This window comes from Buttiauxella sp. AC038 (assembly GCF_979253565.1).
On record NZ_CEEDCQ010000001.1, the window covers coordinates 1070207 to 1093203 of the forward strand.

The following is a 22997-nucleotide window of genomic DNA, read 5'->3' on the forward strand; positions in this document are numbered from 1 at the left end:
CCAGCGTTCATCATATTTAGCGCTGGGCTACCCATCAGGCCAGCGTCCCCACAATATTCAGATCCGCTTCATCAGGCACTTCGTTATAAGACAACACATGCAAACCAGAAGCAAACAGGCGACCATAGCGAGAAATTAACGGGCGTAGTTGTGGCGTTACCAGCAGCAATGGCGCCATACCTTGCGCTTTCATATGCTCCTGAATCATTGGCATCGTGTTTTGTAACTGCGTCAGAATATTCGGGTCAACCGGGAAGTTATCCAGTCCAACTTTTCCACTTTGCTGTGCGTGATTGAGGGCGTTGAGCAGAATGTTTTCCAGTTCATTATCCAGTGTATAAGCCTGAAGGCTGCGCTTTTCTCCGTTGATATTATGGATAATGGCGCGGCGCAGTGCGAAGCGCACATCCGAGGTTAATAGCACCGGATCTTTCGTTAATGCGGCACTTTCAAGCAGAGTCGCTGCAATGGTATTAATGTCTTTCAGTGAAATCTGCTCTAATAACAACTGGCGATAAACTCGCAGCAAAAGGCTGTAGTTAAGTTGGGCAATTAAATCCTCTGCCAACTTCGGCGCCTGCTGGCTCAAACGATGATGCAAATGCGTGATGTCGTCGTAATTAAACAATTCAGGCAAATAATTTCGCGCAATTTTATTGACGTGAGTTGCGACGACGCTTGCACAATCCACCACCTGATAACCCAGGTTCAAAGCCTTTGCTTTTTGCTCCGGTAATATCCAGGTAATCGCCATGCCATAAGCAGGGTCAGTATCGAGCACCCCATCGATTTCGCCATACAGTTCCGCCCCTGGAATTGCCATTAATTTGTCGGCATGCACTTCACCGGTCGCAATGCGAATACCGTTGATATGAACTGCGTACTGAGAGGGCTTCAGGCGGAAGTTTTCCCGAATCCGTATTTCGGGCAACAGTACGCCGCAGGTTTCAGAAATCACCTGGCGCACGCCACGAATACGTTGAGAAAGCGGGCTACCTCGAGTGGTATCCACCAGAGTCACCAACTTATAGCCCAGATTCAAACCAATCGGTTCCACCTGAGGAATGCTGTCCCAGTCAATAACGGGTGGATTGTCGTGGGAAATTGCTTCATTGATGGCATCAATTTCAATGATCGGCTGTGGTGCTGCCACTTTTTTGCTCTGTTTCCATCCAGCAAAAATCAGCAGTGCGGTAAAACTCAGGAACGCGATGTGTGGCATACCCGGCACGATAGCCAGCACGAACATGACAAACGCGGCGGTATAGAGAATGGAAGGGCGCGCCAGTAACTGCGTGTTAATTTCGGTGCTGATGTCGTTACCGTCACCCACGCGGGTCACAATAATTGCCGCAGCAGTTGAAAGCAGCAGAGAAGGAATTTGCGCGACCAGACCATCACCGATCGACAGTAAAACATACTGCTGGAAGGAGTGGCCAACATCGAGATTATGGGCAAATACACCGATACAGATACCGCCGATAATGTTGATTATCAGGATCATAATCCCGGCAATCGCATCGCCGCGCACAAACTTCGATGCACCATCCATTGCACCATAGAAATCTGCCTCACCGGAGACATCCTGGCGGCGCTGTCGAGCCTGCTCCTGATTAATTAAGCCTGCGTTCAGGTCAGCATCAATCGCCATTTGCTTGCCTGGCAGCGCATCAAGCGTGAATCGTGCGGAGACTTCGGAAATACGCTCCGCACCTTTGGTGACCACCACAAAGTTAATGATCATCAGGATCACAAACACCACGAAGCCGACGACAAAGTTACCGCCGATAACCACCTGGCCAAAGGCTTCAATGACTTTACCTGCCGCACCTTCCCCTTCGTGACCATGTAATAACACCACGCGAGTGGATGCGACGTTCAGGGTCAGACGCATTAGCGTCGTAATCAGCAAAATGGTCGGGAAAATCGCAAAGTCGAGCGGGCGTTTACTGTTGACCGAAACCAGCAACACAATGACGGCCAGCACGATATTGAAGGTGAACAGAATATCGAGGATTAACGGCGACAGTGGCAGCATAATCATAGCCAGCACGCAAAGTAATAACAGAGGAATACTCACGTTACTTCGCCGAATCAGGTTGAAGTAACCCGTAAATTTACCGTTTGCCATCTGTTTTCATTACCTCTTTTGGGATGTCCATATGCTTGTTCAATTGCGGCTTTATATCGCTGCGTCCATTGCGCCACTCTTTAATCTGCATCACGTAGGTGAGTACATGTGCAATGGCGCGAAATAGCTGGGAAGGAATTTGTTGGTTTACGCGCGTGCTGTAATAAATGGCACGCGCGAGCGGTGGAAACTCAACGATTTCAATCTGGTTTTGAGTGGCGACTTCTCGAATATACAGGGCGATATCGTCCATCCCTTTGGCGAGAATATAAGGGGCCTGCGCCTTATTTGGGTCATATTTCAACGCGACGGCATAGTGGGTCGGGTTGGTTAAAATCACGTCAGCGGTCGGCACGACTTTATTAATCTGCCCCTGCGCCATTTGCCGTTGCAACTGGCGGATTCGCCCTTTTACCTGTGGGTTGCCGTCGTTATTTTTATGTTCATCGCGTACTTCTTGTTTGGTCATGCGCATCTTTTTCATAAACATGAAAATAGATAACGGCACATCAATAAAAGCGAAGATGATAATCACGCCGATCAACCACCAGAATGACTGGCGCAGAATCAACAAACCTTCTTCAATCCCCTGGCGCAACCATATGCGTTGTAAGCCCAGCAATTCAGGCAAATTATCCTGAATCAGCGACCATAAGACGGCCATCAGCACGCTGCATTTCAGCAGCATTTTCAGGACGTCAACATAGTGGCTGGATGAAAACATACGTTTCAGACCACTGATTGGGCTTATCTTTTTGAAGTCGGGAAGCAGCTTATTCGGTGTGAAAATCCAGCCACCGGGTACCAGCGTTGAAATGATGCAAACCAGCGGAATGGGTACTAACGTCAAAACGAATTTCAGCAGCAACCAGACATGATGCATCAAGAACTGTTCGAGAGCTGCATCGTCGTTGAGTTTTCCCGCCATGGTCGCAACGGAAAAAAAGGAGTCCTGAACCAGCTGGCGGTAGAACGGGAAAAAGATCATCAGAGTGATAAGCGATGTGACCAGACCAGCGGCCATCGTCAGATCTTTTGAACGCGCAATATCCCCTTTTTCGCGCGCTTTACGAAGCTTGCCGTGGGTAGCCTTTTCGCTTTTATCTCCCGAACCTGACATTAGTAAACCCTTACCGAATCAAGTTTGCTGAGAATGTAATTCGTCAGGCTGAGATAGTGCTCAGGGATATTACTGACCATCAATGCAAGGCACAGCAGGCCAAACAGCATGCTGATAGGAAAACCTAACGAAAACAGGTTCAGCGTCGGTGAAATACGGTTCAGTAAGCCAAACGAGCCTTGCACCATTAGCATCACAAAACCGGTAGGTAGCGCGATTAATACGGATGAGGAAACCAGCCAGCCGAGACTTTGAACCAGGGTTTGCAGCGACAACGAAGTGATTGCTTGTCCTGGTGGCCAATAGGTAAAGCTTTTATACATTATGGTGACGAGCAGCAGATGCCCGTCCATGGTGAAAAAAAGCAGCACGCTATAAACAAAGATTATTTGTGAAATTACCGTGGTGGAGTTGCCGTTACTGGGGTCATTCATTACCGCCATACCGAGACCCATATTCATTGAAAGAATATGTCCGGCGGTTTGCAGGGCCACAAAAACCAACTGCAACATGGCACCAAACAGAAAGCCCCACAGGATCTGCTCACCAATCAGCACAACGCTGCGCATCGAAAGCAATTCAGTTAGCACCACAACTTGATGCAGCATTGGGGAAATGACCGCCGTAAGCGCAATAGCGAGGCCAATTTTGATGCGCCGGGAAATGGATCGTTGATCAAATACCGGGCTGAAATGGATAAACGACAAAATGCGCACAAACGGCAGAAAAGCAGCCATCAACGGGGCGAACAGTGTCGGAATGTCAAAGCCCATAATGATTTAGCCAACCAACCGTGCAGCCTGATGGAAAATTTCAATAGTGAAATCAGACAGTTTAATCAGCATCCATTTTCCCGCTACCACCAGAACCAGCAACGTAACAACCAGGCGCGGCAAAAAGCTGAGGGTTTGTTCGTTAATCTGCGTGGTAGCCTGGAAGATACTGACCACCAGGCCAACGAGCAGGCTGGGTACAATCGCCACCACAGAGATAATCAGCACCAACAAGATGGCACCGGACATAATCTCCCCGGCGGTGTCCATGGTCATCATCCCGAAACTCCTTGTACACTGGTGGTCAGCGTGCTGACAATCAGGTTCCAGCCGTCGCAAAGCACAAACAGCATCAGTTTGAATGGCAAGGAAACAATCAGCGGTGACAGCATCATCATCCCCATCGCCATCAAAATACTGGCGACAATCAGGTCGATAATCAGGAACGGGATGTAAATCATAAAGCCAATCTGGAAGGCCGTTTTCAGCTCGCTCAGTACAAAAGCGGGTACCACGATACTGAGATCCATTGCCATCGGATCGCCTTTCTCGCCCGCAATCGACATGATTTGCGCCATAGAGGTTTTACTGGTTTGCGCCAGCATGTATTTCTTTAGCGGTTGCTCAGCGGTGGTCAGTGCTTCTTTAAGCGAAATTGCATCATTCTGATAGGGAACAATGGCCTGGTCATAAACGGTGGTCCACACCGGGCGCATGACCAGCATGGTCAAAGCCAGCGCGATCCCGGTCAGGATTTTATTCGGCGGGCTTTGTTGTAAACCAAGTGCCTGGCGCAAAATCGCCAGCACAATAATAAAGCGCGTGAAGCAGGTCATCATCAGCACCATGATCGGCAAAAAGCCGAGCAGGGTCATCAGAATCAGAATTTCAACCTTAACGCTGTAATCCTGGCCGCTACCATTGCTGGTGGTGCTAAGCAGGGTAATATCCCCGTTCGCGGCAAGCAGGTGAGGCGAAATAAGCAGCCCGGTTAACAACAATAACCCCAGGCCAGTGCTGTGAAAATGGCGACTCATTGCGTCAGTTTGCCTAAATCATGGTTGCTAAATTCGATGATACGCAGGCCGTATTTATCATTAAGCACTACCACTTCGGCTTTACCGAACTGAATGCCGTTCACCTTTAAATCCAGCGGTTCACCCGCCATCTTATCCAGCTCAATCACGCTGTCGTTGCTGATGGTCATCAGCTCAGCCAATGAAATACTCACCGAAGCAACTTCCAGCGTCAGGTTTACCGGAATACGGCTAAACAGCGCCATTTTACGCAGTTGTTCACTGCGGCTTTCCGTCGCAGTCCTCTCCACAGATTTAGCGGCGGAAATTTCTGCGTCATGCCCGGCAGTTTCCGGCAGGTCGATTTCGTCCAGATTAAAATCAATGGACAGGTCATTTTGATCACTCATACTTCATCTCTGGAGTTTTATCATTAAATTCAGAAAGATATAACCGTCCTCGTTCTTCAGCGACGACTGAGCTAAAAATCTGTTCATTCTCAATAAAAACCGGTAAAGGTTCATTCAACGAAACGGGAATGATGTCACCTGGTCCAATATTTAATAGTTGGGCGACGGTGAGATTAATGGATACCAGACGGCCCGTAAGGGTCAAAGGCATATTGGTAAACATATGTTCTATTTGTTCAGATGAGAGATTCTTAGCCTGAGGCTCACTGCTTTCGCCATCTGCGCGTGAAGTGGCAAGAAGTAAATCAACGTGATGCGCATCCAGCAATATAGAAAAGCAATATTCATCATAACCTTCAAGCCAGAACCGAACAGAATAAGGCCATTGATGAATAATCGAGGTGTAATCATTCTTTAGTTCAAGCGTTTCATTTAATACTTCCTTGACCATTGCCAGCTGCAAAAGCTCCTGGCCAAGTTTTATTTTTAACCGGTCTTCAGTTTTTGTTACCGATTGGTTGAGGTCTAAAGAGACAGTATTCCCTTCTTTGCTCAGTCCATAATAGGTATGCAAAATGCTCAGTAAAAACTTGCGATTAATATCGAAGCCAATACTTCCATAAGGTGTGGAGAATATCTGTGCATTCTTGCAATGATAATCAATATCAAAGGTCAGGTTGTTCAATAGAGCATTGAGTCGATATTTCTTTAAAAAGAAAATACCTAACCTGGCTTCAATACTGTCAAATTTAGCGCTGATTATTTTGGGTATCTTGTGATAGGCCCTGCCAAGTTTACTGACATCCAGTCGCGTGAGTTCAGGACAATCAGAAGCCTGATAAACACGAGTTCTATGCGATGCATTCTGCATGATGTGTCCATTATCATTCAGTGTGCTTACGTTAACGCTTCTTTAATATGTGGCGTTGTGCTGACGAGTAAATAAATAATCATTATGCATAGTGACTATTTTTTTTGGCGTGTTGCAGGTTACGTATGCAGCATTATGTTACAGGCGTAAAGTATGTCTTTTGGTTATGTTTAGTTCAAGTGTTGGCGGCTCATTAATGTATTAATTATTTAAGTTTTTGGTTAATTAATCTGCGTTAATTTATTATTAATCTTTTGATTTTAAAGGGTTTAATTGTGATTTTTGTTAATTGTTCTTTAAAGGGGATTAATGAGGGGACAAGTATAAGCACTTAGGTATACTTCTGTTGGGAAAATTCTTATTAGGGTTTTGAAACCAACTTTTATTGATAGCCTACGCATTATTGACCGGGATGGTCAGTTAGTCACTTTGACTCTCACTTATGCGACGAGATACTTGTGGATTTGGATATGGATAGTTTAACTCAGGATAGCATTGCAAACAGCCACGGGTTTATTGCTCATGCTGCTGCTAGCGTGAGTGCTTTTAATTTGGCAAAAAGAGTAGCCGAATTTAATGTTGCAACCATTATTACCGGTGAAACAGGAACCGGTAAAGAATGCATCGCACGTACCATCCATCATTACAGCGTGGGTGTGAATGCTCCGTATGTTGCGGTAAATTGTGCAGCAATTCCTGAGACGATGCTTGAATCCATTTTATTTGGTCACATAAAAGGTGCTTTTACGGGGGCGCTCAGTAGCATGCCGGGGAAGTTTGAACTGGCAAATAATGGCGTTTTATTGCTTGATGAAATTGGCGATATGCCTCTGAGCCTGCAAGCTAAATTATTACGGGTTTTGCAGGAGCAGGAAGTAGAGCGCCTGGGAAGCCATAAAAAGATCCCCCTCGATATTCGTGTCATCGCTTCTACCAATAAAGATTTAACCACTGAAATTGCTGAAGGGCGCTTTCGCCAGGATTTGTATTATCGCCTGGCTGTGGTTCCTATTCATGTTTCTCCTCTGCGTGAAAGACCAGAAGATATCATTCCGTTGGCATTGAATTTCATCAAGAAATATCAGTCGAGACATCTACAAAATAAAAAACTCAGTGATGACGCGCGCTTTGCGTTATTAAAATATTCATGGCCAGGAAATATTCGCGAGCTGGAAAACGTTATTCAACGCGGATTGATTCTGAGCTCCAGTGACGTGATTCAGGCACAGGACTTGTCATTGCCTGTATCGCACGAAAATACCCGTGCAAATAACACATGGGGTAGCGGTAGCCCGACTTTAGTCACTCCAGTTTGTGACGCGATTCGTGGTGTGAAAGTCCACGGACGGTTGGCGGAATATCAGTACATTATTGATTTACTTAAACAACACAACGGCAATAAATCGCGTACAGCGCAGTCACTGGGCATTACACCGCGTGCATTACGTTATCGCCTGGCAACCATGCGTGGCGATGGAATTTACGCCTGACTGGGTTCAAAGCTTCACAGGAAGAAATAATAAATGGATAAAATTCAGTTGGTTGCTTTCTCATCTGCGCAGCAGAGCAATGCTGCAACGAATGCAGCAAAACATGCTCACTTCTTCACAAGGCATTATTGCCCCAGCGCAGCAAATCGGCGGTGAATTTTCTGCCTCTTCCCTTTCTGGCTCATCCGCGGGTTCGTTCAGCCAAATGATGAACGAAGCCGTGAATCGTGTGGATGCCATACAGCATAGTGCGGCCGCGCAACAGATCGCCGTAGAAACAGGGTTAAGCGATGATTTGACGGGCGCAATGGTGGAAAGCCAGAAAGCCAGTGTCGCGTTTTCGGCGATGGTGCAGGTGCGCAATAAGCTCACATCTGCCCTCGACGAAGTCATGAATATGGCTGTGTAAGGTTTTGATGTGATAGATAAAATAAAACAAAGATTCCCGATGACCTTTGAACATGGGCTCACGGGAAACAAGAAAAACATGCTGCTGGGCGCTGCGGGCTTAATGCTCGCCAGCGCTATAGTCACATCTTTGTGGATGACCAATCACAATTATGTGGCGTTGTTTGGCTCCCAGGAAAACGTACCCGTGAAGCAGGTTGTTGATGTTCTGGGTAACCAGACCATTGATTACCGTATCGATCCTGCCAGCGGCATCATTATGGTTGACAGCAGTAAACTGGCAAAAGCACGTATGGCGCTGGCGGAACAGGGTGTGACGGCCATTATGCCTGGCGGCTACGAATTAATGGATAAAGACGAATTGCTTGGCAGCAGCCAGTTTATTCAGAACGTCCGTTATAAGCGCAGTATTGAAGGTGAACTGGCGCAAAGCATTATGGGGCTTGACCCGGTAGAGGCTGCGCGAGTGCATCTGGGGCTGATGGAGTCCAGTTCGTTCGTACTCACTAACCAACCGGAAAGCAGTGCGTCCGTGATGGTGCGTTTACGTGCGGGGCAGCATCTCAACGACCAGCAAGTGGCATCTATTGTGCAACTGGTGGCTGGCAGCGTTCCTGGCTTAAATGCAGGTCAGGTGCGGGTTGTCGATCAAACCGGCAATCTTCTCTCTGAAGGCATCGAAACTGATAACGGCCAGATGGCGGGTATCAGCAAAGTTCGTGACATCAGCCAGCAGATCAAAAGTGAAACCGAAAAGAACATCGCCAATTTGCTCAACTCTATTGTTGGGCAGGGGAATTTCCGTACTAGTGTCGTGCCGCAAGTGGATTTCAGCGCAATCGAAGAGACGCAAGAACGTTTTGCGGGCGACCCACGAATCAGCGATGAAAGCATTAATCAGGAAAACGCCACCGATGAGTTAGCGATGGGCATTCCTGGTTCGTTGAGTAACCGTGCCCCTGCGGCGACTCCTGCACAACCACCGGCCACTGCGGCGGCGACACCCGCCACACCCGCAACCAGCAATCCTCAAGCGCTCTCGAGTCGCAGCCAGACTCAGCGTAAATATGCCTATGACCGCGATGTACGCCATATCAAACATCCGATCTACAAACTCGAAAAAATGTCCATTGCCGTGGTGTTGAACCAGTCAGCCCCCGCACTGGAGAAATGGACGCCGGAACAATTCACCGCGCTCAATAAGCTGATTGAAGATGCCGCTGGGGTAGACAAGCAACGGGGAGATTCACTGACCCTCGACCGCCTTGTCTTCACGCCTGCTGGCTCCCTGGATATCCCGTCAATGAAATGGTGGCAGGATCCGGATATTCGCGATTGGGGGCAGATGGGCGGTATTGGGTTCCTTGCTTTACTGCTACTACTGCTTGGAGTTCGGCCATTGGCGCGGCGTTTCACGCCAAATTCACAGCAACAAGTTGCCAACTTGCAGGATGAAAACAGCGGAGTGCTGTTGGAAGGCGAAACCTCAAGCGACGACGAATCACTGGTACAGGCTTTGCCGAAGTCCTCCTTCCAGGTTGAGGATAATCTCCCACCGCAAAGTTCAGGGCTAGAGACGAAAGTGGAATTCTTACAGACGCTGGCGCAAGGCGAAACCGAGCGCGTGGCTGAAGTGTTAAAACAATGGATAAATAGCAATGAGCGAAATAGCGCAGCCGCAACCGCAAGCAAACAAGACTAATCGCACACCGGGGAACGCTGCCAATAATGGGCGCAGCCGTCTGGAGCAAGCGGCTATTTTGCTGCTCAGTATTGGCGAAGAAGCCGCCGCCACTGTGATGGCGAAACTGAGCCGTGAAGAAGTGGTACGCGTCAGTGAAACGATGGCGCGTTTACACGGCATCAAAGTCACACATGCCCGAAATGCGATGAATAACTTCTTCCAGGATTACCGGGAGCAGAGCGGTATTAATGGCGCTTCCCGTAACTATCTGAAGAACATTCTTGATAAAGCGCTGGGCAGTGAGATTTCCCGTAGCGTGATTAATGGCATCTACGGCGATGAAGTGCGTTATCGCATGGCGCGACTGCAATGGGTTGATACGCCGCAGCTCGCAAGCCTTATTGACCAGGAACACTTACAGCTGCAAGCCGTTTTCCTTGCGTTCTTGCCACCGGATGTGGCGGCCAACGTATTGAGCTGCCTTGAAGAGTCGCGCCGTGATGAAATTATCTATCGTATTGCGCGACTCGATGACGTTAACCGGGATGTGATTGACGAGCTGGATCGCATTATCGAACGCGGTGTGGCGGTGTTGTCTGAACACGGTTCAAAACTGGTGGGGATTAAACATGCGGCGGACATCGTCAACCGCATTCCGACTAATCAGCAGGAACTGCTCGAGCAACTGCGCATTCGTGATGAGGACGTGGTTAACGAACTCAAAGATCAAATGTATGAATTCTTCATTCTCAGCCGCCAGACCCCTGCGGTGCTGCAACGTCTGATAGATGAAATCCCGCTTGAAGAGTGGGCGGTGGCGCTTAAAGGCACCGAGCCAGTTCTGCGCCAGGCGATTTATAGCGCGATGCCAAAACGCCAGGTTCAGTTATTACAAAGTACCGGGACCCGTTTAGGCCCGGTGCCGGCAAGCCGTGTTGAACAGGTGCGCAAAGAGATTATGGCAACCGTTCGTGAACTGGCAGAAGAGGGTGAGATTCAGGTGCGTCTCTTCTCTGAAGTGACGATGGAGTAACGGATGAGCCAGCCAACAAAATCGCTATTTGCCAAACCTCTTGCGGCAACCGCCCGGCCAAGAGTGCATAAATTTCCGCCGCTACACCGCAACCGCCAACTTGTCGATGGCGCGCTGGGTGACGCCGGGTTCAATGCGCCGTTCCTCGATAACGCCAGTCTGCAACAACAGCTTGCTGATGGCTTTCAGGAAGGCATGAAGCAAGGGTTTGAACAGGGCCTGGAAGAAGGGCGCGGCGAAGGTTATCAGGAAGGTGTGCGTCTGGGCTTTGACGAAGGTATGCGCAAAGGTCACGACGAAGGCAAAGTTGCCGGTCGGCAACTATTTATTGATGCATCCCAACCATTAGATAGCGTCACCGAACAGGTTAAGCAGTATCTGGCTGATTATGAAACCCGGCGACGCAATGAGTTGCTGCAACTGGTGGAAAAAGTCACCCGCCAGGTGATTCGCTGCGAACTTACTTTGCACCCAACGCAACTGCTAACCCTGGTGGAAGAAGCCATCGGCAGCCTCGCCAAAACGCCGGAACAGTTGAAAGTTTGCCTGAATGCGGAAGAGTATCGCCGTATTAGCGAAGCGGAACCTGAACGTTCGAAAGAGTGGGGGCTGTGTGCCGATCCGCAAATGCAGCCGGGGGAGTGCCGGGTAGTAACCGAAACCACGGAAATGGACATTGGTTGCGAGCATCGTCTGGAACAATGCATGGACGTGCTAAAAGATACCCTCCTGCCGGAGACGCAGGATGCATAACATTGATTTCGAACAGGCGCTCAAATCGATAGAGAATATTAACCTCGCCCGTGTAGCGGGGCGCCTTGTTCGGGTCAATGGTTTGCTGCTGGAATGCGTCGGCTGTGTGCTGGCTATTGGTCAGCATTGCCGTATTGAAAGCCACGACGGCAGCATGATGGATGCACAGGTTGTCGGTTTCGACCGTGAAATTACTCACCTGATGCCGTTTAAGCACCCGGTTGGGCTGATTGCCGGAGCCAAGGTTTACCCCGCCGAAAAAGAAGAATCGGTGATGGTGGGGATGCAATGGCTTGGGCGCGTGGTCAACGGCCTGGGTGAACCACTGGATCAAAAAGGTAAATTGCAGGGGGATACCCCGTTACCCCGCCATATTGCGCAAATTCACCCACTAACCCGCCGCTCGGTTGATGAACCGCTTGATGTGGGTGTGCGGGCTATCAACGGCCTGCTAACAATCGGTAAAGGGCAGCGAGTTGGCCTGATGGCAGGCAGTGGCGTAGGCAAAAGTGTGCTGCTGGGCATGATCACTCGTTACACCCGCGCAGATGTGGTTGTGGTGGGGTTGATTGGCGAGCGTGGACGCGAAGTTAAAGAGTTTATCGAACATTCGCTGGGTGAAAGTGGGCTGGCAAAATCAGTGGTTGTTGCCGCTCCGGCGGATGAATCACCACTGATGCGCCTGAAAGCGACTGAACTGTGCCATGCCATCGCTAGCTACTATCGCGATCGCGGTCTGGATGTGTTGCTGCTGGTCGATTCCCTGACGCGTTATGCGATGGCCCAGCGTGAAATTGCGCTCTCACTCGGTGAGCCTCCAGCCACAAAAGGCTATCCACCGTCTGCTTTTGGTCTGATCCCAAAACTGGTGGAAAGCGCCGGAAATAGCGAGGGGCAAGGCACGATGACGGCAATCTATACCGTTCTGGCTGAAGGTGACGATCAACAAGATCCGATCGTCGACTGCGCCCGTGCAGTTTTGGATGGGCACATTGTACTTTCAAGACACCTGGCGGAAGCCGGGCACTACCCGGCTATCGATATTTCCCAGTCGATCAGCCGCTGCATGTCGCAGATCGTCACTACCGACCACCAACGCGCCGCGCGTACCTTAAAACAACTGTACGGCGAATACATGAATATCAAACCTATGTTGCCGCTTGGGGGATACGTTGCAGGCAGTGACCCACTGGTGGATCGTGCGGTCGGGATGGCTCCTGCTATCCACCACTACTTACAACAGGAAGTTGGCTTTGGTGCGACGCTTGAAAATACCATCGAGGATTTACAGTCGTTGGTTCAGCGTTAAATCGAGTGACAAAGAGGTAAAGGATGCCAAGAACCATCAGAACGCTTGAACACCTGGTACAGATGCGTGCCCGAACGGTGAAAGATCTCAGCGGAAAATTATCGTCCCAACAGCAGCTGTGCCAGCGTTATGAAAACAATATTCAGGCGCTCAATAACCTGGCGCTAACGCCCACGGGTGCAGGAAACACCCATGCCGCCATGATGACCAATCAAGCGCATTATAAGAAAAACATCCAACGTATTATCAACTGGCAAAAGCAAGAGCAGACGCTTGCGGATATGAAAATGCAGGAGATCCAACAGAATTTACTGCATGAAGCGCGCCGTGAGCGCGGATATCAACTGGTGCTTGAGCAACGGCAGGATAAATTCGCCAGTGAAGAAGCGCGCAAAGATCAGAAAACTACAGATGCGATGTCGGCCCAAAGCTGGATGCGACGCTTACGATCTTGATTTTCTCAGTAGAGCCAGTCTGCGGGCTGGCCTGCGTTAACCACATTTTCCATAACCTGCTGCTGCATATGCAACACCATGCCATTGCGTTCATTTAATTGTTGGCATAGCTGAGCGTGGCGTTGTAAATCTTCCCAAAGCGCACTAATTTTTCCCTGATGCTGCTCGGGTAACCGTTGAATAAATTGCCGCAACCCCGCTTTGTCCGCGCTAAAACCCAGTGTCTGTAATGACTGCTGGCGGCTCGTTGCGCTATTGGTAAGCTGCTGGTAAATCTGCATCAATTCCTGATTCACACGGCTGAGTTGCTCGCTATTGCGCTCCAGCAACAACGTGCGTTGTTCTTCGAGTAAATTCTTCAGCATGATATAGCGCAGCCTGTCTTGCACCATATCCTGCAACAAAGCGGTCATCCGTTGGCCTGTTGTTTGCATAATTATTACCGTTGAAAGTATTTCTGGATAGAAAGCGTCAGGTCATCAAGATTGACGTGCAATTGACCATTGCTGATGGCTTGCTTCATTTCCGCTACGCGGTCCATATCTACTTCCGGCAGGTTTTGCAGTGCTTTCTGAGCATCACCCAAAACAGGGTCAACGGCTGCAATCGGTGCGCTGCGAAGTGGTGCTGACGCTTTCGTTTCACCTAATTCTTTGGTGGCCTGGCTGTTTTGCGTCGGCTGGATTTGCGAGTAGTGGTTTTGGTTAATTTTCATTTTTCTCTCCCGAGGTAAACCCGGCTCATCTGCAAAAATTTTCTTCTGTCAGTATAAAGCGACGGAAATCTTCGAAAACTTTAATCTTTGAATAAAAAATGACGGTTATCGAGTAGCAACAAGAATATGCACCATACCCGGCGATACCACTATTGCATCAACGGTTCGCTGGCTGCTGATGTTCTTCACCCGAATCACATCCCCTTTACGCCCCTGTTTCATAGCTTCTCCCGAAGTACTCGCTTCGATGCCATTCTGGCGAGCCACCATCAACACGCTTTGCCCACGCTCCACCATTATCGGCTGCTCTAACTGAGCGGAATTCACAATCTGCGCGGATGTAATGCGGCGCTTTACCGTTTGGCCGATGGCTTCTTCTGTCGTGGTAAAGAACTGGGCATTGAGTGGGGCAATATCCTGAACACGAAGCACCACATCCTGTGCATCAATCACACGCCCGCGGTCCAGCGTTTGCATGGCAACAACGATAGGCAGATTGACCGCGGTTTTTACTGCCACCGTCTGCGTCCAGCCTTGTGCGTCTGGGCATGTGACATCGTAGCGGAGTCGGTACAACGTGCGTCTGGCTGCGGGCGTAGCCAGCAGATTTTTTTACATACCGGCAGCGTTGATGCTTCGGTGGGAAGCACCGTTTCAAGCTGTAAGTCATATTTTCCCCAGCCTTGATTTTGCGCCATCTCTTTGACTTCTGCCTGAGCGATTTTCCTGGCGATTTTATCGAGCTGATGAGTCGCATCTGCGGCATTTGCTGCACTGCATACCAGACTCAGCCCGGCAAAAAACAGGGGGAAGAGGTTTTTCCGCATTGGCGCGAGCGAAAATGTTATTTGTTTTGAAATCATGTCTTTATAAACCTGGCACGTAAATTGCTTTTAAAAGGATTCCTCTGAGAGAAATCTGTGCCAGGAGTACAGAGGACGCAGGACTGTAAGGAGTGACAGTGAGCATTAGTTTTGACAAGGCATTAGGCGTACATCCACAGGCATTGCAGCTCAGACTGACCAGGGCAGAGCTGTTATCCACCAATCTTGCCAACGTGGATACCCCTAATTTCAAGGCTAAAGATATTGATTTTGCCGCGCAGATGCAACGTTCAAAACAGTTGTTGTTTCCGGGGACGCAAACCGAGGTGAAATATCGCCTGCCATATCAACCCTCTGCGGATGGGAATACGGTGGCGCTGGATGTAGAACAGGCTGCATTCGCCAAGAACAGCATGGACTACCAAATGAGCCTGACGTTTCTGAAAATGAAATTTTCGGGATTGCGGGCTGCCATCGAAGGCAAATAATTCGTTCAGGAAGAAAGTATGGCTTTTACGGACATTTATCGAATTTCTAGTTCTGCGATGACGGCGCAAACCGTCAGGCTGAACACCATCGCCAGTAACATGGCCAACGCCGATGCTGCATCTGCAAGTGCGGATACGGTGTATAAAGCACGCCGCCCCGTTTTCGCATCTGTCTACCAGAACAGCCAACTCGCCGGAAACAACGCCTTTGCAGGTGCCCGTGTGCAGATTATGGACGTGGTAGAAACCGGCCAGGCTGTTTCCCGTTATGAGCCGCATCACCCGATGGCGAACAGCCAGGGTTACGTTTATTACCCGGATATCAACGTGGTGGAGGAGATGGCAGACATGATGTCGGCGTCTCGCGGTTTTGAAACCAGCGCGGAAGTTCTCAGCAATGTCAAAAGCATGCAGCAAAGTGTGCTGCGTCTGGGTGAGGTGTAATTGATGAATGTAACGGATACCTCCACTTTCGCGGCGGACACCAGCGGAAGTTCTATTTCCGCTAATGGACAATCGGCATCAGGCATGAATGACATGTTCCTGAAATTGCTGGTGGCGCAGGTGCAAAATCAGGACCCGCTCAATCCAACTGATGGTACGGAATATGTCGGGCAACTGGCACAGCTTTCTCAGGTGCAGTCGATGGAGAAGGTCGCAAGCCTGATGCAAAACAGCAGCATCATGATGGACAACTTGCAGACGCTCACCACCGCTAATCTGGTGGGGCAGAACGTGATGGTGCAAACCGACCGCGTGGAATTGCAGGGTGACTCGGTACTTAATGGCCGCCTGACGCTGGAACACCCCGCGTCATCGGTAACGGTGCATGTTAAAGACGCCAGCGGCAATGAGCACAAGATTGATTTGGGCCGCCAACAAGCCGGGCTGGTGGACTTTACCCTCGATGCTAAAAAACTGGGTTTGCCGGAAGGTAAATACACCCTGAGTGCTGTCACCGATACCGCTGAGAAGTCCATTCCAATGGAAATTGGCGGCACAGTAAGCAACGTGCGTATCCCATTAAAAGGCGGCGTCACGATGCTGAAAATCGCCGGACTTGGAGAAGTCCCGTACAGCAGTATCAGTCAGTTTGGTGGACAGGCTTCCGGCACGCGTCGGACGTAACAACTTTTGTAATCAGGATGAAATCATGAGTTTTAGCATCGCAACGTCAGGTCTTAATGCTATCAGCCAGCAGCTTGGGGCCATCAGTAACAATATCGCCAACACCGGGACGGTAGGATACAAGTCCGGTCGTGCGGAGTTTGCCGCTCTTTATGCACAGTCTCAGCCTCTGGGCGTGGGCGTAACCGGAGTTACACAAAGTATTACCCGTGGCGGCAATATCATTAGCTCCAGCAACTCACTGGATCTGGCGATTTCCGGTAACGGCTTTTTTGTCGTTCGCGACAGCACTGGCACCACTTCCTACACCCGAGCCGGGTATTTCGGTACTGATAAAGACGGCAATCTGGTGAATAACCTGGGCATGAACATGCAAGGTTACCCGGTAGATGCTAACGGGAATTTGCAGGTGGGTAGCGTCAGCAACCTGAGCATTATGAGCGGTTCTATTCCGGCAAAAGCGACACAAAAAATAAACTTTACTGCCAACTTTGATGCCAACGCAAAAGCGATTCCAAAGACCGATTCTCAGGGTGATGCAATCGACTTTAATGAGAAAGACGAAACAACTTATAACAATACCTACACCACCCAGATATTCGATTCTCTGGGGCGAGAACACACACTAACTCAGTATTTCGTTAAAGATAGTGATAACAAATGGACGGCGCATCTTCGCCTTGATGGGCAGAAGCTAGCGGCACCTGCCGATTCAGAAATAGCAGTAGAGTTTAGTGATTCCGGGATTCTGGCGAAACCTATCGGCATGACCGATCTTGAAATTGCTATTCCTGGCGCGAGTTCATTAGCCATTGAGATGAGCTACGCCGGCACCACCCAATATGGCTCAGATTTCTCAGTAAGCCGCAACCAGGGTGATGGCTATGCCTCTGGTGAGCGTACCGGGCAGCAAGTCGATGAGAAAGGCAATGTTTATGCGACCTTCTCTAACGGCGAACGCATGTTGCAGGGCCAGCTTATCATCGCCAACTTTGCCAACCCGAATGGCCTGCAATCACAAGATGGCACCACATGGGCGCAAACCGGCTCATCAGGTTCACCGTTAATTGGCGCACCGGGCAGCGGTCTTCTGGGTTATATCAAATCTAATGCGCTGGAAGAGTCCAATGTCGATTTGACCTCAGAGCTAGTCGGCTTAATGAGCGCCCAACGTAACTACCAGGCGAATACCAAAGTTATCAGCACCAATGACAACATGATGAACGCCTTGATGCAGGCGGTGTAATGGATCATCTCATTTATACCGCGATGAGTGGCGCCAGCCGCAGCCTGATGCAACAGCAGGTTCACGCCAATAACCTCTCCAACGTCAACACCAGTGGCTTTCGCGGCGACCTGGACAAAGCGATGTCTACGAAGGTTGCGGGCAGCGGCTATGACTCCCGTTATGTGGTGCAAAACGCCAACGGTGGCGTGGACATGACATCAGGATCGCTTGAGGAAACTGGGCGTGACCTGGATGTCGGTATTGTCGGCAACGGGCTGATTGCGCTGCAAATGGGCGGTCGTGAAGTGTTCACGCGCAATGGACATATTGATGTCAGTGAGGATGGCGATCTAACGATTAATGGCCAGCCGGTGATCGGCGAGGGTGGGCCGATTGTGCTGCCGCCGTTTGCCCAGGTCTCCATTGCCAACGACGGCACCATTTCCATCGTTCCGCAGGACGGGGACATCAATGCGTTGATGGATGTTGACCGTATCAAGCTCGTGGACGTGGCAACCAACCAGCTCAGCAAAGATAACAACGGCTTTTTGGTCAGCAACAACCGCACTGAACCACGCAGTGAAACCGTGTCGCTTGCAAGCAAACATCTTGAAAGCAGCAACGTTTCAGCCATCAGTGAAATGATTGCCAATATGTCGCTGAACCGCAGTTTTGAAACGCAGATCAAAATGATGAAAGTGGCAGAAGATCTTGCCCAAGCCGGGAATCGCGTGATCCGCGCGACCTGATTTGACTATTAAGGGAATAAACAATGAATCCAGCATTATGGATCAGTAAAACCGGTCTGGCGGCGCAGGACGCCAAAATGAACGCAGTTTCCAATAACCTCGCCAACGTCAATACCACCGGGTTTAAACGCGATCGCGTGGTCTTTGAAGACCTGTTTTATCAGAACATGCGTGCACCCGGCGTGCAGGCAAACCAGGACACCGCGACACCGGGTGGCATGCAGTACGGCAGCGGGGTAAAAGTGGTCGGCACGCAGAAGTCCTTCACCGTGGGCAGTATGCAAGTCACCAACCAGAAAATGGATGTGGCGATTGCCGGTCAGGGTTTCTTCCAGATTGAAATGGCGGATGGCACCGTGGGTTATACCCGTTCGGGCAACCTGCAAGTGAACAGTGAAGGTGTCGTCACGACTGCACAAGGGCAACCACTAATCCCACAGATCGAACTGCCGGTGAACACCAAAGAGGTGAACATTGCCAAAGATGGCACCGTTTCCGTGCTAGTGGCAGATGAAGTGGACCCGGTAGAGCTGGGGCAAATCACGCTGGTTAACTTTGTCAATCCAGCCGGTCTTTCGGCAGTCGGCGGTAATCTTTATCGCGAAACTGCTGCCAGCGGTGCGCCCGTTGAAGGTGTTCCTGGTGAAGAAGCATTAGGGCAACTTGAGCAGGGAACATTGGAAGGTTCCAACGTGCAAGTGGTGGAAGAGATGGTTGATATGATCACCGTCCAACGTGCCTACGAGATGAACGCCAAAATGGTTTCCGCGGCTGACGACATGCTGAAGTTCGTCACGCAGACGCTATAAAACGCATGGATTGCGATTAAGAAGTGAATGGAAATGAAAAAGAAAATGCTTGTTGGGCTGTTAGCCCTGGTTTTGGCGGGTTGTGAAAGCCCGGCTCTTTTCGTTAAGAAAGACGATGCAGCCTACGCCCCACCGGAAGAACTGGCGGCAGTAACGCCTGCTGTTTCAGGCGGTGGCCTGTATAACAGTGGTTACAGCTGGTCTTTAGTTCAGGATCGCCGTGCCTATCGCGTGGGGGATATTTTGACCGTCAACCTGGACGAGTCTACCCAGTCCAGCAAGCAGGCCACCACCAATTTTGGCAAGGAAAACGACGTGACGATAGGCGTGCCGGAAGTGTTCGGCAAAACTCTGGATAAAGCCAGCGCCTCTATCAGTGGCGATCGTAACTTCAAAGGTGCGGCTAATTCTGCACAGCAAAATATGCTGCGCGGTGCCATCACCGTTGCGGTGCACAAAGTCCTGCCTAATGGCGTGATGGAAGTGCGCGGCGAAAAATGGCTGACCCTCAATCAGGGCGACGAATATATGCGCGTGTCGGGGCTGGTCAGGCCGGAAGATGTCTCGCAATCGAACACGATTTCGTCCCAGCGTATTGCCAACGCGCGTATCTCATATGCCGGGCGCGGTGCGCTCAGTGATGCCAACGCCGCCGGATGGCTGACGCGCTTCTTTAACCATCCACTGTTCCCGATTTAACAGGAGAAACCCATGCGTAACATGGTGTCAGGTTTTTTGCTCCTGCTGGTTTGTATCGGCCAGGTTCATGCAGAGCGGTTAGGGAATATCGTTGATATTCAGGGTGTGCGTGGCAACCAGCTGGTGGGATACAGCCTGGTGGTCGGGCTGGATGGTACAGGGGATAAAAACCAAGTCAAATTCACCAGCCAGTCGGTCACCAACATGCTGCGCCAGTTTGGCGTCCAGATGCCGGCCAAAATTGACCCGAAGGTGAAAAACGTGGCGGCGGTTGCCATCAGCGCCACGTTGCCGCCGATGTACGCCCGTGGGCAATCCATTGATATTACGGTCTCCTCGATTGGTGATGCGAAAAGCCTGCGTGGGGGCACGCTGTTATTGACTCAGTTGCGTGGTGCCGATGGCGAAGTTTACGCGCTGGCGCAAGGCAACGTTGTGGTTGGCGGCTTTAAGGCCGAAGGTGATAGCGGTTCAAGCATTACCATGAACACCCCAACCGTGGGTCGTGTCCCTAACGGTGCGAGTGTGGAGCGTGAAATCCCTACTGATTTTCAGGCTAACAGCCAGGTGGTGCTCAACCTGAAACGGCCAAGTTTTAAAACCGCCAACAATGTTGCTTTGGCAATAAACCAGGCGTTTGGCTCAATTGCGACCGCGCAAAGCGCCACCAACGTAATGGTACGTGCGCCGGAACAACCGGGCGCACGCGTGGCGTTTATGTCCACTCTCGAAGATTTGCAAATCACAACCGGTAAGCAGCAGCCGCGTGTAGTGTTTAACGCCAGAACTGGCACGATTGTGATTGGCGATGGTGTGGTGGTACGTGCGGCAGCCGTTTCTCATGGCAACCTGACGGTTTCCATTCAGGAAACACCGCAAGTCAGCCAGCCTGCGCCATTCGGCCAGGGAACGACAACTGTGACACCCAATTCGAATATTAATGTTAATCGCGAACGTGGACAGATGGTGGTGGTGCCTGCCGGAACCAGCCTGAGAAATATCGTCAACACGCTCAACAGCTTGGGTGCATCACCGGATGACACGATGGCGATTTTGCAGGCGCTGAGCGAAGCCGGTGCAATGGATGCAGAACTGGTAGTGATTTAAGGAAAGATAATGATCGACTCGCTGACTACAAGAACCCATACCATCCCGGGCGATTTTACCGGAACGCAAAAAGCGCAGAACCTTGAGCAGGCGGCGGAACAGTTCGAAGCGCTATTTTTACGATCCATGCTCAGCCAGATGCGCAAGGCTTCGGATGTGTTAACGGCAGGGGATAATCCGTTTTCCAGCAAGCAGGAAACGATGATGCGCGATTTTTATGATGACAAACTCGCCTCTTTGCTGGCTTCACAACGTAGCAGTGGTATTGCGTCGCTCATCATAAAACAGATGGGGCCGCAGGTGGACGGCATGGACCGTGCGCTTAAGTTAACCGGGCCAGGGGTCGCTTTACCTGTTAAAGAGAAGGAATTGACTCCGCCCATAACGCGCTCAGAGCAAGGATCATAATGAACATTATCAATATCGCTTTTTCGGGCGCGCAGGCTGCGCGGCAGGGCATGAGTACCACGTCAATGAACGTGGCAAACTACCTTACGCCGGGTTATAGCCGCCAGGGCATTATCCAAAGTGCCATCGGCACCAACGGCGACAGTTTCTCCGCTGGCAACGGCGTACGCGTAGATAGCATTCGCCGTATTTCCGATCAGTATCTGGTCAATCAGGTATGGCACAGCAACACGCGTGCGGAATATTACGATGCCGGGCAGAAATATTTAGGGGCGCTGGAAAGCGTCATTGGCACCGACAGCACCAGCCTGGGTGGCGGGCTGGACAAATTTTTCGCCGCACTGAATGCGTTAACTACCCAGCCAGATTCACCTGCCCTGCGTCAGCAATTGCTTAATGAAGGCCAGTCTCTGGCGACTCGTTTTAACAACGTCGACAGTTTCATCAGCAGCCAGAAAGTTTCTATCAATACCCAGCGTGATGCGCTGGTGGGTAACGTCAATGTGCTCAGTAAAAACATCGCCAGTTACAACCAGCAAATCGCCGATCAGGAAGCGACGGGCGGCAATGCCAGCGTGCTGCGTGACCAGCGTGATGAACTAGTAAAAGAGCTGAGCAGCATGGTTAGTGTGAAAGTTTCTGAGGATGCATCTGGCCGCTACAACGTTTCCTTAAACGATGGCCAACCGTTGGTAAATGGCCGCAATTTCGGGCTGCTCAAGTCCACCATGAACCAGCAAGGTGAGCAGGAAGTTTCGCTAGAATTTCTTAATACTACTTTCGGTGTTTCTTCGGCTATCGGCGGGCAGTTAGGTGCACTCAATGACTACGAGCAGGGCACGCTGAAAACCATGCAAAGCGCGGTGCGTGATATGGCCGAGCAATTTGCTAAAGAGTTCAATGCACAGCTGGCGGACGGCTATGATCTGAGCATGAGCGGACAGAAGGGTAAGCCGCTGTTTGTCTTTGATCTCACCAGTGGCAAAGGCATGCTGCAAATCAGCGACCTTAAACCCGATGAGCTGGCGCTGTCAGACAAAGCCGATGAAAGTGGCAATGGCAACAACCTGACAGCGCTTATCGAGCTTAAGAACAAAAAAATTGCCATCGGGAATATGGGCAATATGAGCGTCAACGAAGCCGCTGCGGCGATTATCAGCACAGTGGGAATTGCCAGCCGCCAGAATAAAACTGAGCTTGAAGCGGCCACTTCCGTCTCATATCAGGCGCAAACACAGCGTGATAATCTGAGTGCGGTTAACCAGGATGAAGAGGCCATGAACCTCCAGGTTTATATGCAGGCTTATCAGTCCAACCTAAAAGTGATCGCAACTGGCAACCAGATTTTCAGCGATTTACTGATGCTGTTCTGATAACAGAAAAAGGAAT

General features: G+C 50.3%; 27 protein-coding genes and 1 pseudogene. 17 read left to right on the forward strand and 11 right to left on the reverse strand.

Annotation, left to right across the window (positions count from 1 at the left end; translation table 11 throughout):
• Positions 1 to 34: 34 nt before the first annotated feature.
• From AC0IXI_RS05025 to AC0IXI_RS05055, 7 genes are read right to left on the reverse strand one after another with little or no spacing between them, the layout of a single operon-like run.
• Positions 35 to 2131, reverse strand: a complete 2097-nt coding sequence (locus AC0IXI_RS05025) for a flagellar biosynthesis protein FlhA (protein ID WP_134184338.1) — start codon at positions 2129 to 2131, stop codon at positions 35 to 37.
• A complete protein-coding gene (gene flhB / locus AC0IXI_RS05030) occupies positions 2118 to 3251 on the reverse strand; it encodes a flagellar biosynthesis protein FlhB (protein ID WP_134184336.1) in 1134 nt (377 codons plus the stop codon). Before flhB ends, AC0IXI_RS05025 begins: the two co-directional genes overlap by 14 nt.
• A complete protein-coding gene (fliR, locus tag AC0IXI_RS05035; protein WP_134184334.1) occupies positions 3251 to 4024 on the reverse strand; it encodes a flagellar biosynthetic protein FliR in 774 nt (257 codons plus the stop codon). The genes flhB and fliR overlap by 1 nt, the downstream gene beginning before the upstream one ends.
• 6 nt (positions 4025 to 4030) lie before the next feature.
• Positions 4031 to 4303 (reverse strand): flagellar biosynthesis protein FliQ, encoded by a 273-nt coding sequence (gene fliQ / locus AC0IXI_RS05040; RefSeq protein ID WP_166671967.1) that lies wholly within the window; start codon positions 4301 to 4303, stop codon positions 4031 to 4033.
• Positions 4300 to 5061 carry a flagellar type III secretion system pore protein FliP gene (fliP, locus tag AC0IXI_RS05045; RefSeq protein WP_413499256.1) on the reverse strand — a complete coding sequence of 254 codons (762 nt, stop codon included), beginning with the start codon at positions 5059 to 5061 and terminating at the stop codon, positions 4300 to 4302. The genes fliQ and fliP overlap by 4 nt, the downstream gene beginning before the upstream one ends.
• On the reverse strand, positions 5058 to 5450 hold the full coding sequence (locus tag AC0IXI_RS05050; RefSeq protein ID WP_134184330.1) for a FliM/FliN family flagellar motor switch protein: 393 nt from the start codon (positions 5448 to 5450) through the stop codon (positions 5058 to 5060). Before AC0IXI_RS05050 ends, fliP begins: the two co-directional genes overlap by 4 nt.
• Complete coding sequence (locus AC0IXI_RS05055; RefSeq protein WP_134184328.1) at positions 5443 to 6321, reverse strand: flagellar motor switch protein FliM; 879 nt, start codon at positions 6319 to 6321, stop codon at positions 5443 to 5445. Before AC0IXI_RS05055 ends, AC0IXI_RS05050 begins: the two co-directional genes overlap by 8 nt.
• Before the next feature lie 470 nt (positions 6322 to 6791).
• Here AC0IXI_RS05055 and AC0IXI_RS05060 point away from each other — a divergent pair, with 470 nt between their 5' ends.
• The 7 genes from AC0IXI_RS05060 (at position 6792) to fliJ (ending at position 13453) form a co-directional block, all read left to right on the forward strand.
• Entirely contained in the window at positions 6792 to 7811 is a 1020-nt protein-coding gene (locus tag AC0IXI_RS05060) for a sigma-54 interaction domain-containing protein (RefSeq protein WP_134184326.1), read from the forward strand.
• Positions 7812 to 7890: 79 nt separating this feature from the next.
• Positions 7891 to 8220, forward strand: a complete 330-nt coding sequence (gene fliE, locus AC0IXI_RS05065; protein WP_471682003.1) for a flagellar hook-basal body complex protein FliE — start codon at positions 7891 to 7893, stop codon at positions 8218 to 8220.
• Positions 8221 to 8229: 9 nt separating this feature from the next.
• Entirely contained in the window at positions 8230 to 9921 is a 1692-nt protein-coding gene (gene fliF / locus AC0IXI_RS05070; protein WP_134184322.1) for a flagellar basal-body MS-ring/collar protein FliF, read from the forward strand.
• Positions 9878 to 10936 carry a flagellar motor switch protein FliG gene (locus tag AC0IXI_RS05075; protein WP_134184320.1) on the forward strand — a complete coding sequence of 353 codons (1059 nt, stop codon included), beginning with the start codon at positions 9878 to 9880 and terminating at the stop codon, positions 10934 to 10936. Before fliF ends, AC0IXI_RS05075 begins: the two co-directional genes overlap by 44 nt.
• A 3-nt stretch (positions 10937 to 10939) precedes the next feature.
• Complete coding sequence (gene fliH, locus AC0IXI_RS05080; RefSeq protein ID WP_134184318.1) at positions 10940 to 11689, forward strand: flagellar assembly protein FliH; 750 nt, start codon at positions 10940 to 10942, stop codon at positions 11687 to 11689.
• Complete coding sequence (gene fliI / locus AC0IXI_RS05085; protein WP_134184316.1) at positions 11682 to 12998, forward strand: flagellar protein export ATPase FliI; 1317 nt, start codon at positions 11682 to 11684, stop codon at positions 12996 to 12998. Before fliH ends, fliI begins: the two co-directional genes overlap by 8 nt.
• Before the next feature lie 23 nt (positions 12999 to 13021).
• Positions 13022 to 13453, forward strand: a complete 432-nt coding sequence (gene fliJ / locus AC0IXI_RS05090; protein WP_471682004.1) for a flagellar export protein FliJ — start codon at positions 13022 to 13024, stop codon at positions 13451 to 13453.
• Positions 13454 to 13458: 5 nt separating this feature from the next.
• On the opposite strand, the gene flgN is transcribed toward fliJ, so the two are convergent.
• From flgN to AC0IXI_RS05110, 4 genes are all read right to left on the reverse strand, one after another.
• Positions 13459 to 13887, reverse strand: a complete 429-nt coding sequence (gene flgN / locus AC0IXI_RS05095; RefSeq protein WP_471682005.1) for a flagellar export chaperone FlgN — start codon at positions 13885 to 13887, stop codon at positions 13459 to 13461.
• A gap of 5 nt (positions 13888 to 13892) precedes the next feature.
• On the reverse strand, positions 13893 to 14168 hold the full coding sequence (gene flgM / locus AC0IXI_RS05100) for a flagellar biosynthesis anti-sigma factor FlgM (RefSeq protein ID WP_134184302.1): 276 nt from the start codon (positions 14166 to 14168) through the stop codon (positions 13893 to 13895).
• A gap of 105 nt (positions 14169 to 14273) precedes the next feature.
• Positions 14274 to 14687, reverse strand: a complete 414-nt coding sequence (gene flgA / locus AC0IXI_RS05105) for a flagellar basal body P-ring formation chaperone FlgA (protein WP_471682006.1) — start codon at positions 14685 to 14687, stop codon at positions 14274 to 14276.
• The gene (locus AC0IXI_RS05110; RefSeq protein ID WP_471682007.1) at positions 14678 to 15031 is read right to left on the reverse strand and encodes a hypothetical protein; all 354 of its coding nucleotides are present in this window, start codon (positions 15029 to 15031) and stop codon (positions 14678 to 14680) included. The genes flgA and AC0IXI_RS05110 overlap by 10 nt, the downstream gene beginning before the upstream one ends.
• Positions 15032 to 15129: 98 nt before the next feature.
• Between AC0IXI_RS05110 and flgB the strand changes: the two genes are divergently transcribed.
• From flgB to flgK, 10 genes and pseudogenes are all read left to right on the forward strand, one after another.
• On the forward strand, positions 15130 to 15480 hold the full coding sequence (gene flgB, locus AC0IXI_RS05115) for a flagellar basal body rod protein FlgB (RefSeq protein WP_471682008.1): 351 nt from the start codon (positions 15130 to 15132) through the stop codon (positions 15478 to 15480).
• A gap of 18 nt (positions 15481 to 15498) precedes the next feature.
• On the forward strand, positions 15499 to 15924 hold the full coding sequence (gene flgC, locus AC0IXI_RS05120) for a flagellar basal body rod protein FlgC (protein ID WP_422569658.1): 426 nt from the start codon (positions 15499 to 15501) through the stop codon (positions 15922 to 15924).
• Between the two features lie 3 nt (positions 15925 to 15927).
• Positions 15928 to 16608, forward strand: coding sequence for a flagellar hook assembly protein FlgD (gene flgD / locus AC0IXI_RS05125; protein ID WP_413499242.1), 681 nt, complete (start codon positions 15928 to 15930; stop codon positions 16606 to 16608).
• A 25-nt stretch (positions 16609 to 16633) separates the two neighbouring features.
• Positions 16634 to 17854 carry a flagellar hook protein FlgE gene (flgE, locus tag AC0IXI_RS05130; protein WP_471682009.1) on the forward strand — a complete coding sequence of 407 codons (1221 nt, stop codon included), beginning with the start codon at positions 16634 to 16636 and terminating at the stop codon, positions 17852 to 17854.
• Entirely contained in the window at positions 17854 to 18585 is a 732-nt protein-coding gene (locus AC0IXI_RS05135; protein ID WP_413499240.1) for a flagellar basal body rod protein FlgF, read from the forward strand. The genes flgE and AC0IXI_RS05135 overlap by 1 nt, the downstream gene beginning before the upstream one ends.
• Positions 18586 to 18608: 23 nt before the next feature.
• Positions 18609 to 19394: a flagellar basal-body rod protein FlgG gene (gene flgG / locus AC0IXI_RS05140; protein ID WP_134184288.1), complete on the forward strand. Its 786-nt coding sequence runs from the start codon at positions 18609 to 18611 to the stop codon at positions 19392 to 19394.
• Between the two features lie 33 nt (positions 19395 to 19427).
• Positions 19428 to 20093 (forward strand): flagellar basal body L-ring protein FlgH, encoded by a 666-nt coding sequence (gene flgH / locus AC0IXI_RS05145; protein ID WP_471682010.1) that lies wholly within the window; start codon positions 19428 to 19430, stop codon positions 20091 to 20093.
• A gap of 12 nt (positions 20094 to 20105) precedes the next feature.
• Positions 20106 to 21200 carry a flagellar basal body P-ring protein FlgI gene (locus tag AC0IXI_RS05150; protein WP_134184284.1) on the forward strand — a complete coding sequence of 365 codons (1095 nt, stop codon included), beginning with the start codon at positions 20106 to 20108 and terminating at the stop codon, positions 21198 to 21200.
• Positions 21201 to 21209: 9 nt separating this feature from the next.
• A pseudogene (locus tag AC0IXI_RS05155) lies at positions 21210 to 21500 on the forward strand (rod-binding protein); the annotation flags it as partial.
• Positions 21501 to 21607: 107 nt separating this feature from the next.
• The gene (flgK, locus tag AC0IXI_RS05160; RefSeq protein ID WP_471682011.1) at positions 21608 to 22981 is read left to right on the forward strand and encodes a flagellar hook-associated protein FlgK; all 1374 of its coding nucleotides are present in this window, start codon (positions 21608 to 21610) and stop codon (positions 22979 to 22981) included.
• The last annotated feature ends 16 nt before the right edge of the window (positions 22982 to 22997 follow it).

What these genes read in the sequence shown, in the direction of transcription:
- AC0IXI_RS05025 (WP_134184338.1), bottom strand. Translation starts at nt 2,131, where the DNA reads ATGGCAAACGGTAAATTTACGGGTTACTTCAACCTGATTCGGCGAAGT.
- flhB (WP_134184336.1), bottom strand. Translation starts at nt 3,251, where the DNA reads ATGTCAGGTTCGGGAGATAAAAGCGAAAAGGCTACCCACGGCAAGCTT.
- fliR (WP_134184334.1), bottom strand. Translation starts at nt 4,024, where the DNA reads ATGGGCTTTGACATTCCGACACTGTTCGCCCCGTTGATGGCTGCTTTT.
- fliQ (WP_166671967.1), bottom strand. Translation starts at nt 4,303, where the DNA reads ATGATGACCATGGACACCGCCGGGGAGATTATGTCCGGTGCCATCTTG.
- fliP (WP_413499256.1), bottom strand. Translation starts at nt 5,061, where the DNA reads ATGAGTCGCCATTTTCACAGCACTGGCCTGGGGTTATTGTTGTTAACC.
- AC0IXI_RS05050 (WP_134184330.1), bottom strand. Translation starts at nt 5,450, where the DNA reads ATGAGTGATCAAAATGACCTGTCCATTGATTTTAATCTGGACGAAATC.
- AC0IXI_RS05055 (WP_134184328.1), bottom strand. Translation starts at nt 6,321, where the DNA reads ATGCAGAATGCATCGCATAGAACTCGTGTTTATCAGGCTTCTGATTGT.
- AC0IXI_RS05060 (WP_134184326.1), top strand. Translation starts at nt 6,792, where the DNA reads ATGGATAGTTTAACTCAGGATAGCATTGCAAACAGCCACGGGTTTATT.
- fliE (WP_471682003.1), top strand. Translation starts at nt 7,891, where the DNA reads ATGCTGCAACGAATGCAGCAAAACATGCTCACTTCTTCACAAGGCATT.
- AC0IXI_RS05075 (WP_134184320.1), top strand. Translation starts at nt 9,878, where the DNA reads ATGAGCGAAATAGCGCAGCCGCAACCGCAAGCAAACAAGACTAATCGC.
- fliH (WP_134184318.1), top strand. Translation starts at nt 10,940, where the DNA reads ATGAGCCAGCCAACAAAATCGCTATTTGCCAAACCTCTTGCGGCAACC.
- fliI (WP_134184316.1), top strand. Translation starts at nt 11,682, where the DNA reads ATGCATAACATTGATTTCGAACAGGCGCTCAAATCGATAGAGAATATT.
- fliJ (WP_471682004.1), top strand. Translation starts at nt 13,022, where the DNA reads ATGCCAAGAACCATCAGAACGCTTGAACACCTGGTACAGATGCGTGCC.
- flgN (WP_471682005.1), bottom strand. Translation starts at nt 13,887, where the DNA reads ATGCAAACAACAGGCCAACGGATGACCGCTTTGTTGCAGGATATGGTG.
- flgM (WP_134184302.1), bottom strand. Translation starts at nt 14,168, where the DNA reads ATGAAAATTAACCAAAACCACTACTCGCAAATCCAGCCGACGCAAAAC.
- AC0IXI_RS05110 (WP_471682007.1), bottom strand. Translation starts at nt 15,031, where the DNA reads ATGATTTCAAAACAAATAACATTTTCGCTCGCGCCAATGCGGAAAAAC.
- flgC (WP_422569658.1), top strand. Translation starts at nt 15,499, where the DNA reads ATGGCTTTTACGGACATTTATCGAATTTCTAGTTCTGCGATGACGGCG.
- flgD (WP_413499242.1), top strand. Translation starts at nt 15,928, where the DNA reads ATGAATGTAACGGATACCTCCACTTTCGCGGCGGACACCAGCGGAAGT.
- flgE (WP_471682009.1), top strand. Translation starts at nt 16,634, where the DNA reads ATGAGTTTTAGCATCGCAACGTCAGGTCTTAATGCTATCAGCCAGCAG.
- AC0IXI_RS05135 (WP_413499240.1), top strand. Translation starts at nt 17,854, where the DNA reads ATGGATCATCTCATTTATACCGCGATGAGTGGCGCCAGCCGCAGCCTG.
- flgG (WP_134184288.1), top strand. Translation starts at nt 18,609, where the DNA reads ATGAATCCAGCATTATGGATCAGTAAAACCGGTCTGGCGGCGCAGGAC.
- flgH (WP_471682010.1), top strand. Translation starts at nt 19,428, where the DNA reads ATGAAAAAGAAAATGCTTGTTGGGCTGTTAGCCCTGGTTTTGGCGGGT.
- AC0IXI_RS05150 (WP_134184284.1), top strand. Translation starts at nt 20,106, where the DNA reads ATGCGTAACATGGTGTCAGGTTTTTTGCTCCTGCTGGTTTGTATCGGC.
- flgK (WP_471682011.1), top strand. Translation starts at nt 21,608, where the DNA reads ATGAACATTATCAATATCGCTTTTTCGGGCGCGCAGGCTGCGCGGCAG.